The 13,315-nt window shown below is 32.3% G+C and carries 17 protein-coding genes and 1 pseudogene; 6 read left to right on the top strand and 12 right to left on the bottom strand.

Annotation, left to right across the window (positions count from 1 at the left end):
• Positions 1 to 61: 61 nt before the first annotated feature.
• From MKY94_RS11415 to MKY94_RS11440, 6 genes are all read right to left on the bottom strand, one after another.
• Positions 62 to 337: a hypothetical protein gene (locus MKY94_RS11415; RefSeq protein WP_151109569.1), complete on the bottom strand. Its 276-nt coding sequence runs from the start codon at positions 335 to 337 to the stop codon at positions 62 to 64.
• A 92-nt stretch (positions 338 to 429) separates the two neighbouring features.
• Positions 430 to 690, bottom strand: a complete 261-nt coding sequence (locus MKY94_RS11420) for a hypothetical protein (protein ID WP_151109565.1) — start codon at positions 688 to 690, stop codon at positions 430 to 432.
• 56 nt (positions 691 to 746) lie between these two features.
• Positions 747 to 1,247, bottom strand: coding sequence for a hypothetical protein (locus MKY94_RS11425; RefSeq protein ID WP_151109563.1), 501 nt, complete (start codon positions 1,245 to 1,247; stop codon positions 747 to 749).
• Positions 1,248 to 1,308: 61 nt separating this feature from the next.
• Positions 1,309 to 1,554, bottom strand: coding sequence for a cold shock domain-containing protein (locus MKY94_RS11430; protein WP_151109561.1), 246 nt, complete (start codon positions 1,552 to 1,554; stop codon positions 1,309 to 1,311).
• A gap of 133 nt (positions 1,555 to 1,687) precedes the next feature.
• Positions 1,688 to 2,158, bottom strand: coding sequence for a hypothetical protein (locus tag MKY94_RS11435; RefSeq protein ID WP_225215957.1), 471 nt, complete (start codon positions 2,156 to 2,158; stop codon positions 1,688 to 1,690).
• A 486-nt stretch (positions 2,159 to 2,644) separates the two neighbouring features.
• Positions 2,645 to 3,139 (bottom strand): hypothetical protein, encoded by a 495-nt coding sequence (locus MKY94_RS11440; protein ID WP_342577085.1) that lies wholly within the window; start codon positions 3,137 to 3,139, stop codon positions 2,645 to 2,647.
• A 541-nt stretch (positions 3,140 to 3,680) separates the two neighbouring features.
• Between MKY94_RS11440 and MKY94_RS11445 the strand changes: the two are divergent.
• A pseudogene (locus tag MKY94_RS11445) lies at positions 3,681 to 4,076 on the top strand (site-specific integrase); the annotation flags it as partial.
• Between the two features lie 210 nt (positions 4,077 to 4,286).
• Here the strand turns inward: MKY94_RS11445 and MKY94_RS11450 are convergent.
• The 3 genes from MKY94_RS11450 to MKY94_RS11460 form a co-directional block, all read right to left on the bottom strand.
• Complete coding sequence (locus tag MKY94_RS11450) at positions 4,287 to 4,880, bottom strand: hypothetical protein (protein WP_151109553.1); 594 nt, start codon at positions 4,878 to 4,880, stop codon at positions 4,287 to 4,289.
• 235 nt (positions 4,881 to 5,115) lie between these two features.
• A complete protein-coding gene (locus tag MKY94_RS11455; protein ID WP_191963850.1) occupies positions 5,116 to 5,586 on the bottom strand; it encodes a hypothetical protein in 471 nt (156 codons plus the stop codon).
• 70 nt (positions 5,587 to 5,656) lie between these two features.
• Positions 5,657 to 6,526, bottom strand: coding sequence for a GNAT family N-acetyltransferase (locus MKY94_RS11460; RefSeq protein WP_151109551.1), 870 nt, complete (start codon positions 6,524 to 6,526; stop codon positions 5,657 to 5,659).
• Between the two features lie 248 nt (positions 6,527 to 6,774).
• On the opposite strand from MKY94_RS11460, the gene MKY94_RS11465 reads away from it, so the two are divergent.
• The 3 genes from MKY94_RS11465 to MKY94_RS11475 all read left to right on the top strand — a co-directional run bounded on the left by MKY94_RS11465 (position 6,775) and on the right by MKY94_RS11475 (position 8,696).
• Positions 6,775 to 7,578, top strand: a complete 804-nt coding sequence (locus tag MKY94_RS11465; protein ID WP_191696898.1) for a hypothetical protein — start codon at positions 6,775 to 6,777, stop codon at positions 7,576 to 7,578.
• Positions 7,579 to 7,586: 8 nt separating this feature from the next.
• The gene (locus tag MKY94_RS11470; RefSeq protein ID WP_225215956.1) at positions 7,587 to 7,982 is read left to right on the top strand and encodes a hypothetical protein; all 396 of its coding nucleotides are present in this window, start codon (positions 7,587 to 7,589) and stop codon (positions 7,980 to 7,982) included.
• A gap of 333 nt (positions 7,983 to 8,315) precedes the next feature.
• Positions 8,316 to 8,696, top strand: coding sequence for a VOC family protein (locus MKY94_RS11475; protein WP_151109545.1), 381 nt, complete (start codon positions 8,316 to 8,318; stop codon positions 8,694 to 8,696).
• A gap of 258 nt (positions 8,697 to 8,954) precedes the next feature.
• Here MKY94_RS11475 and MKY94_RS11480 read toward each other — a convergent pair whose 3' ends face one another.
• Positions 8,955 to 10,190, bottom strand: a complete 1,236-nt coding sequence (locus MKY94_RS11480) for a HAMP domain-containing sensor histidine kinase (RefSeq protein ID WP_151109543.1) — start codon at positions 10,188 to 10,190, stop codon at positions 8,955 to 8,957.
• 198 nt (positions 10,191 to 10,388) lie between these two features.
• Here MKY94_RS11480 and MKY94_RS11485 point away from each other — a divergent pair, with 198 nt between their 5' ends.
• The gene (locus MKY94_RS11485; protein ID WP_144536092.1) at positions 10,389 to 10,688 is read left to right on the top strand and encodes a hypothetical protein; all 300 of its coding nucleotides are present in this window, start codon (positions 10,389 to 10,391) and stop codon (positions 10,686 to 10,688) included.
• Between the two features lie 105 nt (positions 10,689 to 10,793).
• Here the strand turns inward: MKY94_RS11485 and MKY94_RS11490 are convergent, their stop codons facing one another.
• Both MKY94_RS11490 and MKY94_RS11495 read right to left on the bottom strand, forming a co-directional pair.
• Positions 10,794 to 11,288, bottom strand: a complete 495-nt coding sequence (locus MKY94_RS11490) for an NUDIX domain-containing protein (RefSeq protein ID WP_154310681.1) — start codon at positions 11,286 to 11,288, stop codon at positions 10,794 to 10,796.
• Positions 11,289 to 11,451: 163 nt separating this feature from the next.
• Positions 11,452 to 12,285: a DUF2785 domain-containing protein gene (locus MKY94_RS11495; RefSeq protein WP_342577087.1), complete on the bottom strand. Its 834-nt coding sequence runs from the start codon at positions 12,283 to 12,285 to the stop codon at positions 11,452 to 11,454.
• 253 nt (positions 12,286 to 12,538) lie between these two features.
• On the opposite strand from MKY94_RS11495, the gene MKY94_RS11500 reads away from it, so the two are divergent.
• Positions 12,539 to 13,261: a hypothetical protein gene (locus tag MKY94_RS11500; RefSeq protein ID WP_342577088.1), complete on the top strand. Its 723-nt coding sequence runs from the start codon at positions 12,539 to 12,541 to the stop codon at positions 13,259 to 13,261.
• The last annotated feature ends 54 nt before the right edge of the window (positions 13,262 to 13,315 follow it).

Below are 13,315 nucleotides of genomic sequence, written 5' to 3' on the forward strand. Positions count from 1 at the left end.
GTCATAATGACGTTGCTCTATTTGACTAACGCACCCGTTAGTTGAAGAAGAAAAACTCCTTTTATCCTTGATTTTTTACAAATTGAAGAATTAAAAAGTTAACCCAAGTTATTATGGGAATCGCAAATATCAAGACAGGAAGATCAGTATGCCCAAAACCAAATATTTTTGCTTCATCATCTATACTATATAGGACCCATGTTGTTCCTGATAAAAACAATAAATTTGTTATAAACGCTGAAAACATGCTAATCCTTTTGTTGTTTTTCTTTTTTATTATCCAAACAGACACCATCGTCGAGATAAGTAAAGAAAGTAAAATTATGATGTAATTCAACTCTATACCTCCCTATATTCTTGTTTAACTAACCTGCTGCTTTAATTCAATAAGAAAAAAAGGCTTTACTCCTTCTTGAAGTAAAGCACATGTTAGTTGAATAAGAAGATGTAAATTATAAACAGTAAGGAAATCGCTATGATAGATTTAATCCATAATATTTTTTTACTTATACCAGCTTTCCCTTCAAGATAATTTAAATAAATCATTGTTAAAGGAAAACCTAACAATGCATATGAAGAATCCCCACCGACGGTTTCAACATATTTATATAATCCTACTACAATAATGAGAAGTCCTAGAGTACCAATGGACATATTAAAATATAAAGTGCCTCTATCGTTTTCTTCCAATTTTTCTCCCCCCAGTTTTATATCTCTATTTACTCCTTCTTGAAGTAAAGCACCCGTTAGTTGAAGTATTTACCTTTCTTCTCATTAATGATGGTCGAGAATTCTTCATATTCTTTAATTACTTGCTTCGATAAGGGGTGAGAATCTTCTTCTACTCCTATAGGAATTCCTTTACTGCGTTGTTCTTGAAGGTATTCTGAAAAACCTTTATCTATTGCTTTAACAAAATTCTCAAAATTAAATTTATAATTGCGAGTAATGTATTCGCCTTCGTAGTAAGTTGAATGTTCAATAAGTTCATGGTAAGTTGAATGTTCAATAAGTAAATCTTCATCCTCTACAGTAAAATAATATCTCACCGCAAAACCGAAACTGCTTATTTCAGTTTTGTTCATTTTTCCATTCCATAGCTGTAACAGAAAAAATAATAAAGAAGGAAATGAAAAGAATGCAATCATAAATTTGAAAAGGACTTCTTGACCATCCCCATTTAATTTAATTTCAATATCGCCAAGTCTAAAATCTATATCAAAACGACATACATATTGGTTTTCCAAAAAATCACTCCTTTAATTTCCTTATTGAAGTAAAGCTACCCATTAGTTGAATAAGATTTTTTTAGTCAGAGATGATGAATACATTTTCTGCAACTTGCTCTTGGTCGGTAGAATTTGGGTTTTCAATTAAATCAAAGGATACTTTTTGACCTTGTTTAAGGAATATGAACCCATTCGGAAATCTTTCTTTATCAGGTAAAATCGAACTGAAATGAACAAAAACATGATTTCCATCCTCACCGTCAAGCATAATACGACCATAACCCTTTTCTTCTTTAAACCATTTAACAATTCCCTCTCGTTTCATATCTGTTCGACCTCCAATTCATTTTTTTACTCAACTAAACTGCCGCGCTAGTTAACTAAGAAAAAAGGCTTTACTCCTTCTTGAAGTAAAGCATCTCGTTAGCTTAATAAGAATTAATCAAGTTTGCCTTTTATTATTTTTTATTACTTTTTTCTTCCCATATTTTTATTAAGTTTTCGTGATATTCATTTGGACTTTCTATTAAAATCCAATCATTTGAATGGCAAGTTGTGGGCATCCATTTTTTACGACGAATTCTTATCTTTTCGTGATTTGTATAGTGTGGATAAATAACTGTAGAGGTTCCAGTTTTACCTTTATAATATTCAATACTATCTATTTCATCCCAATAAACTTTATTACCGTTCAAATCAATTACAATTCCTTCATCATCCCAATAAAATCCCATTCCCTCTCTTCTTTTTTTTAATAGGTATATAGCGTACCCAATAAGAAGAAATGGAAAAATGAATCCAATAATTAATGTGTAAGAAAGTCCACCCTCTTTTAAACCTAAAATAGTCAATATACAAAATAATATTCCAAAAGACATAAACCCCAATATAGGTACCCAAGAAATTCTATAAATTCTAACTTGTTCCAAATATAACAACACCTTTTTATACTGATTTATTGTTATTTTATCAGTTTTTCTTATTGAACTAAACTGCTTCGTTAGTTCAATAAGAAAAAAGGCTTTACCCCTTCCGAAGTAAAACACAACGTAGACAAACTAAGATTTACTCTTAATTAAATCTATTAAATAATACATAAGTGCAATTAAAAATGATAGCACTATAATAATTATTGTACCGAAAGTAAAAATCCAAATTTCGATATGGTCACCGCTATCAAACAAACCACTCAATAGAAAAAATAAAATTACACTAGCTAGTAATGTTAAGAAAAATTTACTAATATATCTTGACATATTCTACCCCTTCTACAATTCAACTATAATTACTATTTCGACACTCGGTCAAATTTACCTCTTATTAAACTAAACTGCGCCGTTAGTTAAATAAGAATAAAGACTTTACTCCTTCTTGAAGTAAAGCACCTCGCTAGTTAAAAAAGATATTATTCAAATTTAATCAATTGAAATAAGACCATTCGTAATTGTTATAAAGTTTGCGTTACCACCGACAATACAAATTATATATTCCCCATCCACCTTCACATCAAAAGAGGTTGTCAGTTTATCAGAAACGGGGGCTGAAAAAATCTCTGTATATTTCCCATTTAATATGTATCCAACCCCAGTATGACTTAAGCCATCGGGGATTATGGTTAAATCCACCAATACATTATCTCCTTCTTTTAATTTCAACCCCTGGCTTTCTCCATTTAATAAGAAAATATCACCATTGTTCAAATCCTCATTTTCAAAATAATGGTTATTTCGGGATTTCTCTTTCAATGTAATATTAATTTTATTCCAGTTCTTTAGAAATTCATCATCAATTTTAACTTCATTTGTTTCTTCGGCTTCTTTTTCAGAAGTGTCCTTGTTGACTAACAATATGGCCAACGCAGATATTCCAAGAAGTGCTACGACTATAATGCTAAACAGGTAATTTTTCATAAACTCATTCCTTTCACTAAGTCTTTTTCTTTAAATTTCCTGATTATTACTGTTTCGACAACCAATCAATAGTTCCTGCTTAAGATATTGCCCAAGTTATCGAAGGTTGACTAATTAAAATCACTTTAATCAAGACATCTGAGACGATACCAGGAATGGTTAATCACCAAGAGCCCTCATGTTTTAATAAAAGGCTCTTACTCTCCTGCTACTATTAAGCTAAAGAGTGCAATAATAAAAGCTTTCTTAACCATTCTTTATAATGATAAATATATTAATGAACCTATATATGAAGGCTTTAGAAAAGCAACTGTTCGGAAAGATGAACGTCCAAACCGAAACCTGGGTCCCAAAGAAGTAATCTTTAAGCTGTCTTCCTTCAAAAAATAGAACATCACGTGAAGTTTGCAATTGTGCATGTATTGTCTACTACGGGAATTAGAAATGAAGAATTTTGTAAGTTGCAGGTAAATGACTTGAAAAGAGATACTATCTTGGGAGGACATTATCTAGAAATCATAGGTAAAGGAACAAGCGTAGGCAAGTACCAGTGAAAGAGAAAGTGCTTAATAGCATTAAAGCATTTCGCCGCTCTAGAGGATTACCACCTATAGAAAAAGCAGAATCGAATGCTCCTTTATTTACTACAAACACAGGTAAAGCCTATACCCCCTCCTACCTAGCGCAATATGTAAAAAAAGAAAATGCAAAGTTGTATCTTAACCTGAAGGATGAAGTAGTAGAACTGACACCACATTACTTTCGACACGCTTTTGCCATTATTTCACGACTAAATAAAGTAGAGATATATGACATTATGAAATCGCTAGGACATGAACGGTTAGAAACAACGGAAATTTATTTAGAAAAAGTATTCGCAAAAGAAAACCATCCTGTTCATAGTTGGAAACCGGAGTTGTTTGGAGAGTATATATAATAAGAAGAGATTCAATTTTACAAGTTATTCTACTAACCTCATACAGCAAAAAATAAAAGCAACCATTTTGAAAGAGATTGTTCAAAATGGTTGCTTTCTTTCGTCATGATTTTCTCGATTATTAAGTGTTCCTTATTCAATTAAAGCACCCTTTAGTTTAAGAAGAACTGAGACGCTTATTAAACAATCGCGCCCGATAGCTTCAAACTTTTATTTATGAGATACATCATAAAAAACGGTGGTATAGTAATCAAAACCTGCCCAGAAATCTCCTTGTAAATTACCTAACATCCTTTGCAAATCACTTCTCGAAAAAAATTTTCCGTTTCTTATAAATCTAATCCGCTCTTCCAAGTTCAAGAAATTATTTATGCTGTCAACCAGGTATATCCTTTCTTCTCTGGAATAATCTCCTTCAGAAACAAGGTCTAACAGGGTATTTCTTGCCTGTTGTACTTCGAAAAGCATTCTATCCAGTTTATCTTTGTCAATTGTTTTGGAGTCCGTGCCGATCAGCCATTCTTGTTCAAAAATCGGAAGAATAAATTGAGTTCGATTTACGGTAGGATTGTAATTATCACTTCCTAAATCCTTTTTTAGATCCTTCTCATAGGCAGCTTTAAACTCGCCAATCTCTTCTTGGTAGGTTTTGCCATTATGAGTTCCCGAACCAGGATGATATGTAAAGCTTTGATGGATGCTAAAAAGCGATAATGGATAATACCATGATATGAAAGCTATAACAAGTACAATAAATACTCCTGAACCTATCCTCCAGACCTTCCGATTACGTTTTGTATTCATATAAATCCCCCTTTATCTTCAGACTAATCCGCTTGTTTATTCAGATGGTTATATAACCATCTGGCTCGATTGTTGAATACAAGTTAAACAACACTCTTCAACTAACCTGCTTCGTTAGTTTCAGTGTAACATTTCACAAAGCATATCTGGGATCAACTTAATGTTTTGGACATAAAAATAGACCATCGAAAGGATGGCCAAGATTTGCTAAAGCACCTCGTTAGCTGAATAAGAATTATCCATTTATTTTGCATAGGAAAATTTTTAAGGGGTTATTGTTTTCTTCTACCCCTTCATCTTCCTCACGAATATCTTCAACGGGAAAGCCATCGTGATAAGGAAAACTAAGAAATTCTTCAATGACAGGTTCGAGGTTATCAATAGTTTCAATTTCACAACTGAACGGTAGCTTAGAATCATAATCCGATATTAAATTAAATCTTAATTGTGCAGCTTGCCAATCGAACCATACATAAAAAAGCATACCCTTATTAGACATTTTAATTTGTTTACTTCTGTTGGAAATAACCTCTCTAAAAAAATCTTTAAAATCCTTAACACTCAACTTAATATTCATTTCGTTACTAACAGAAATTGACCAAGTGTTGTTTGATATTTCTTGGTCTATGTCCTCTTTACTATTTCCAATAAACAAAGGGTCAACCACAATTTCTTCAAGGTCTTGAAAGAATTCATTTTTATCCATATTGTCTCCCTATCAAAACAGCTTTTATTAACTCTATTTTACCATTTCTTATTGAACTATACCTTCAAACTTAACCAAAGATTTGTGCAGTAATAGCAAATAACTCTTTATTCCTATATGGCATATTAATAGAGTTCTTTATCATTATCGGAGGATTACTAACTTTTACAAATCCACTTTTCTCCAAGAATAACATTAACTTGTCATTATTGGATGGCACGTCAATCCTTAACTTTCCTTGATGATTAAGAATTAACCCATCGATTATTAAAGCAGCTGTTTGTGAATCTGGTGCTACAATAGGTCCTATTAATAGATTTATTGGTCCTAATATGGATAATCCGAATCCAATAATCTTCCCCTTTAGATTTCTAACAACTAAACATTGTTTTGATTGATTTATCCTGTTAAGAAGTAATTTTCTTCTCTTATCACCAAATGCAGCCGAATCTAATTCAATAATTTCATTAATATCATTCTCACTGTATTTCTCTAAGGTAATTTCTCGATTATTAAACAAGTTAGTTGGAATATAGTTATCACTTAAAAACTTATGTACATGGTCGACAGTATTAAAACCCAATTTTTCATATAAGGGTTTCCCATCTTCAGTTGAAATTAACATTATTGAAGTATTTTGAGAAACACTGTCTATACATTTTTGAGTAGCCTTTTTTCCTAAGGCTAAACCTCTATATTTTTCATTAACAATAACCATACCAATTGAAGCTAAATCAGTATCATAAGGTATTATTGCAGCACTCGAAACAATTTTCCCATCAGCATTTTTATGTCCGTATATTTTACCAGATGACATAACAGTTCTAATTTCATGCTCATCATAATCCCAACCAACTGAGGCAGAAAGTTCTATTAAACCTAAGACATCATATTTATCAAATTCCACTAATTCTAATACTGTTTTATTGTCTGTATGCATTAGAAATCCCCCTAGTTTTATTTCTATTCTTATCATAATTTCCTATCTAGCCTTATTCAACTAAACTGCACCGTTAGTTTAAGAAGAAAAAAGGTTTTATCAAACTTATTGGAGAACTAATTGCAACTGGGCTGAGGAGAGAGAAACTTGTGGAGAAGTTTTAAAATAAAACAAATGGGTTAAATGATGAAAAACCTTATTTTTAACTATATAATATAAGAAACTCAAGTAAATTGGACGTGAGATGCATGGAAGAAATTCATATACCAGCAGATAATATTCGTATTATTAGTACTTCAAGTAAAGGTGACCAATCAAAATGGTGTGTCGGAGATAAGTGGGTTAAACAAAATACTCGTGGCTACGAGGGACAAGCCGAAGTATTAGCATCACTTGTGTTAGCATGCTCTACATTACAAGAAAAAGATTATGTAAACTACTATCCTTGTAAAATTATTTTACCAAATGGTGAAATTTCCATGGGCTGTTATTCGCAGGATTTCAGAGGTAAGCTACAAGAAGTCACGCTTGAGCGTTTATTTGAGGCAAACTTTACGACGACCGACCATGTCCTTAACGATAAATCTCTTTCTACACAAGAAAAGTTTGAGCAAATTATGCAACAAGTGCAGGACTTTACCGGACTGAATGTACGAGAAGATATTGCTCAATTAGTAGCGTTTGATGCACTCATTTTAAACGAAGATCGTCATACGAATAACATTTTATTCTTATACAATCCTGTTACCAAAGTATGGAGACTCGCACCGATTTTTGATAATGGACTAAGTTTGCTATCCGATGAAAAGGACTATCCACTAGGTAAACCATTATCAATTTTAAAAAGAAAAGTGAAAGCAAAACCATTTAACTCAAGCTTTACTAAACAGCTCGCACTCTATACCGGTTCAGCATTCATCTATAAAGCTAAATTATTAGAAACACTAAAAATAAATTCAATTGATTTTGGTCGAGCACAACAAGTGTTACTATCACAGTTAAACGACCCTATCTTCAAACATCTTTTCATTGAAGGAAGTGAATCAAATTGATTGATTATATGAAGTTCGAGGTCATGTGGATGGACGATGTAATTGCTACAGTTGATTTAAAACCCGCAAATGGTGGCACACCTTATGTCGTGAACTATATAGTAGACTTTAATAAACAATTTTCACCGATTATGGAAGGTCATATTACGCTAGAAGAACTGGAGAAGTGGCTTAAATGGCGTACGTTTCCACCAACACGTGCCAATGCCGATGAGTTACTCAAGAGTCTTGGTTTGCAAGCGTATAATCGTTGGGGCATTGTTCGGAAAACACATGGTGTAATGGCAGATGATGAGATTTGGCTTCGTTTTAAAGGCGAAACCTTAACACATAAGGATGTTTGCCTCCGTAAAGACCTTTATTATCCTGATTCATCCGGTGAAAATACCCAAATAATTATCTAATTTAAAAGCCGCTGCTTCAATGAGCAGCGGTCTTTTTGTTGACTAATCATCTACAATCGAGTATATAGTATCATTACAAATATGTTAATAACATTAAATCACCAACTTATTAATATTTTTTCGTGTTCTACTAAACTCCGATTTTGGTTATTACACATTATTTACGGAATGTGAAGTAACTTAAAACCCCCTAAATTTAAAATGTAGAATATATTCAGCCCTTTGAATGAATAATAAAACAATTAAATTTAGTATTATTAACATTGGAAACACGAATTATATTCACTCGTTATCACTTTGATGTAACTATTTTTTATCTATGGAGGTTTGAAAATGGATGTTTATATGCGTTTAGAATTGTTCGTACAAAATTTGAAAAGGTCTGTTGACTTTTATAAAAACGTAATTCAATTAGATTTATATTCTCAAAATGAAACTAGTGCTAGATTTAGATCCAAAAATCTCAATATACTTTTAACGCAACAAAATATTCTTTCAAAGGACCATTATTTCAGTAATATTAGCACCTCCCGAAAAGGAGTTGGTGTAGAGATAATCATTATTGTTCCTGATATTCAAAGTTTTCATCAACGTGTAAGTGAGATGAAAATTGAATTAGAATCCCAACTAAAACAACAAGAATGGGGCCTGAAAGATTTTCGTTTGGTCGATCCAAATGGATATTATTTAAGAATCTCTTCACCCCCTAACTGATCACTCTGTTTTATTTACTTTTATTATATTTTAAAATGATTTAACCTTTCTTAAAGGATGATAGTTTTACCTTTCGTCTATTGTGACTATTGCTACGATCTTTCTACGAACAACGAGTTACATTATTCTATCTAAAGTCGATTGACTACATAAAAAAACACCACAACTGACACATATCAATTGCGGTGCTTTTATTAAACATATTATTATAATTTCAAAAACGTATTTTTAATAGAACCAGTTACTTTTAACTCTTTTTTAAACTGGTATAGTTATAGTAAATATAGTCCCTTTTCCTTTTTGACTTTTTACTTCTACATTTCCTTTTAATGTGGAAATTGTCCCATATACCATTAGCATACCTAATCCTGTACCCTCTTTTTTATTAGAATAATAAGGTTTCCCCAACTGGCTTATTTCTTCGGAAGTCATGCCTATTCCTTCATCCTCTATCGTAATGATTAGATTTTTTCCTTGCTGTTCGGCCCGTACAAGAAGAAGTCCCCCCTTGCCTTTCATTGATTCTACACCATTTTTTAGTAGATTAATTATGCACTGTTTCATTTGATTTTGATCAAATTTAATCTTCACTGTGTTCTGAAATAATAGCAAGATTTCGACTTCATGGAATTTAGCATAAGGCATCATAACATTTTTAACGTATACTAATTCCTCTTCTAATGTAGATTGAACCATATGAACCGATTGAGGCTTAGCAAATGCTAAAAAATCATTTAGTATGTTTTCAGCTCTATTTAACTCCTTCAAAGAATAATCAATATAAACTTTATCATTTGGAGTAATATCTTTTGAGACGCTTAATAATTGTAAAAAGCCATTTGTTACAGTTAGAGGATTTCTTATTTCATGAGAGACACTCGCAGATAATTCGCTCATCACATGCAACCTCTCCGCTCGAAGAAAATTATCTCGCTGTTTAATATTAGATAAAATTTTCTCGACCATACTCAAGTTAAACAACATAACTATGACATATGTAACAATAATATAAGCAGCAACAGTCCAATATTCAGTAGTTAGTTTGTCAAAAAAAGTAGTAAGAGAAATTAAATAAGTCAAATCGTTGATTAATACCATTAAAATACCAGTGAATATTCTCTTCTTAGGGGAATAATTAATAAACCTTTTGTGCATTAGTGGAACAATAGCAAAAGCTACAGTTGAGAAAATAAAGGATTGTATAACTCCTTCTCCCCCTACAAAAAAACGTACTATATTTAAAATAATATAAAGTGGAAACAATTTCTTATAGCCACCGTAAAGAGCCAAAGTGAAAAACGGTATGTATCTTAAATCAACTGTAAAACCTAATTCTAATCTAATTGGATAAATCATGCATAAAATCATTGATATTGATGAAGATAGTATGAAAAAGTATATATATTCTTTTCTCTTTTTGTTATCTAAAAAGACGACAAAAAGTAGAACAGGTAAAGTAATAAATAATATATTAATCAGAAAAGTTTGTAGCAACCGAATGCCTCCTTTCAGCATCAAAAATTCTCATAAGACTAAATTATATCATATATATTATCCATGTTTTTATATTACATTTTTTCTAATAATAAGATTCTTGAAGAAAAAAGTTTAAAGTTATTATAATGAGGTAGACATAAAGTAGGCCTAACACATTAAGTAAATAAAAGAACAATTTGAATGGAGGAATTTAAGATGAAGAAAAGAATATTCGCTTTACCAATAGTTTTAAGTTCAGCATTATTGTTAGGAGCTTGTGGAGATGATGATGATGCAGATATCAATGATATTGAAGTAGAAGACCCAACTCTTGAAGATGACGGACAAAACGATTCTGGTTTGGATTCAGAAAATGAAGGAGAAGTAGATACGCAGGACGACCAAGATAGTACAACAGGTACTGATGGAACGGACGACACCACTGGCGCAGAAAATAGTGAAACAGAAGGCACTGAAACAGAGGCTGTTCCAGATAGTTCAACTGAAGCTAAATAATAACCAAACGCTCCAAACCTTAATGGTTTGGAGCGTTTTATTTTTCTTTATAAACTAATTACTATTAAAAATCATTTTTATTGTAAATTCATTTCATTCGTTCTATTAATTATTAATGATTTCTGCTTCTCTTAATATAGTTATAATTAGTTCATGATCATCAATTACGTATGGTACTTCCTCTGGTTCGACCCAAATACGTGTAGTTGCTTCATTCTCTCTTAAAAAGGGAAAGCAATACTCAATATCTAAACGATAGAATAATTGATAGCCGATGAGAGGGTATTTACCATTTACTATATAAAAAGGATTGTCTTTGTGGTTAACCTCAATCGCTCCAATATAAGTTGCATCTCCTTTGACATAGCCTTCTTCGTAAATTTCTCTATGGAGAGTTTCTTCAGGAGTTTCATTAGCTTCTACATGTCCGCCTGGCATATTAAATCCTCTATTTTTCACTCGAACTAATAACACTTTTCCTGCATGAAAACAACAACCGTGAACACTAGTCACAATATCTTCTTTCAGGACTACCTTTGAAGGCTGCCATATTAGCTTGACTGGATGCCCTCCCCACACTACTGTTATTTCATTAGTCATTACGGGCTCCTTTTTTCTAACAAAGAATCCTTCATTTAATTGAGGACATTTTTATGTAGAATGTATGTATATAATTACTTTTGTTCTAATTACTAAAATATATTAGTACATAAAAAATAAATACTGAAGCATCCACTTCATCCTACGCTTGAGATTAGAAACATTACTCCCTTTTATACATAGCGTTATGTAAGTTTTTTAAGGATTTTTTAATTTGAAGCTCTGTATTTATACTTTCTCCACGATACGATAAACGAAAATACAGTGACTTTAAGAAGTTCATGACATTAGACCTATATTTATAAAAGGTTAAGGAATTCTCTTCACGACTTACTGTTGGGTCTAATAATTTTTCAAAGTTGTGCACCCAATCTATAAGTATCTCCTCCGATAATCCTTTTTCTAAAAGTGCCTCGACTGCAAAGAGTAGCCGCTCATCCTCATCGTCCTGGAAAACAGAATCCTTCCAAATACATGCAGTTATTGTTGTAAGGCATTTCTCACTATTTAACAAATTGAAGGATGGGTGGCTAATAAGAGTTTCTAACAGATCTGCTCCATGGGCAATACTATGCGCCCATCCTTTCCCTTCTACATAACCTCTTACATCTTTTTCTGATTGTAAGTATATAATCGTTTTTTCAAACACTTCTTCTAACAGCTGTTTTTCCAAAAATCCTTTTGTTTTATCCTTTTCTACTATCAAAGCTATTACTAATGACGAAAACGACCTTGTAAACACAGTGTCGGTTTCTACTTCACCTATACCTTTAAACAAATACTCCTTAGATAAACAACTAATCAGGACTTTTTCCATGAGTTCATTCGATAATTTATTGTCCTTTATTAAAAGATAAAATGAAGAGTAAATTAAACTGTCTCTTAGCTCAGCATCGATTGTTCCTATATTTTTAAGCATTTCTGTTACTAGTTCTTCTAAGTTATCTATCTCTCCTTTTTTACTTTGCCATTTTCTTAATACAGATTTTATCTCCATTATCATTCTCCTTAATAACATTCTCTTTTATTAAATTCAAGACAAAGGGATACTTTTCCTGCTTGTTGTTCTAGAGGAAAATATTTTTCCCACTAAACGATATATCTTTTCTGTACATTTATCAGAATATCATCATTATTACTTAAAAAATTATTAACAGCTCTTTAATCGCCTAATATTTTTCCCAATTGTAAAATTATACAATTAAATTAAAATTATAGATGAAGTAAAAATATGAAAAAGGAGTTGTATTATGAAAAAATCATTCGCAGCTTTATCATTCACGGCAATGTTATTAGCTTCAACTTCCTTTAGTGGTGCCTCTGCCAACAGTTACTCGTACCTTGACGAAATTTTGACACTCCAGCCAGACGTTTCTAGCAATGAATTAATGTCCAGCGTAGAAGAAATTGCAAAAAACACTGGAGAAACAGAGCAACAAATTTTAGAACAAATCTACAAAGAGTTAAAGAACGATCAAGCTCAGGGATTGGCAGAAGCAAAATCCAATCAAACAAGCGGTGATAGTGGCGGGACTGTAAGCGTAGGCAACAGTACAAAAGGTAACTTCTACTACACGCCTTCACAAACTGCATACCTTGATCATGGGCACGTAGGCTTATATTACACTTCCACAACTATAGTAGAATCCGTGCCATCAGCTGGAGTACGTACTATTTCCACTACAGCTCGCAAAGTGGATAGTTCAGGCGCATTAGTCAAATCAGTAAGTACTACTACAACTAATAGAAATAATGCAGCGAACTGGGCATACTCACAGGTAGGACAGAGTTATTCATACAATTTCGCTACCAATCGTTCTACTGGTCACAATGGAGCTAAAAACTGCTCTAAACTTATCTGGTCTACTTATAAACTAAATGGTAATTTAGATTTAGATGATGATGGAGGCCTTGGTGTATATCCAAGAGACGTTAGAGATGCTCCTAGTACAAAATTAGTTAGAAATATTTAAAACAAAATGGCAATAGGCACAAATAGCATTGCTGCCTATTGTCATTTAACCTTT

It is taken from the genome of Psychrobacillus sp. FSL K6-2843 (assembly GCF_038626375.1).
In the GTDB taxonomy this organism is placed as follows: domain Bacteria; phylum Bacillota; class Bacilli; order Bacillales_A; family Planococcaceae; genus Psychrobacillus; species Psychrobacillus faecigallinarum.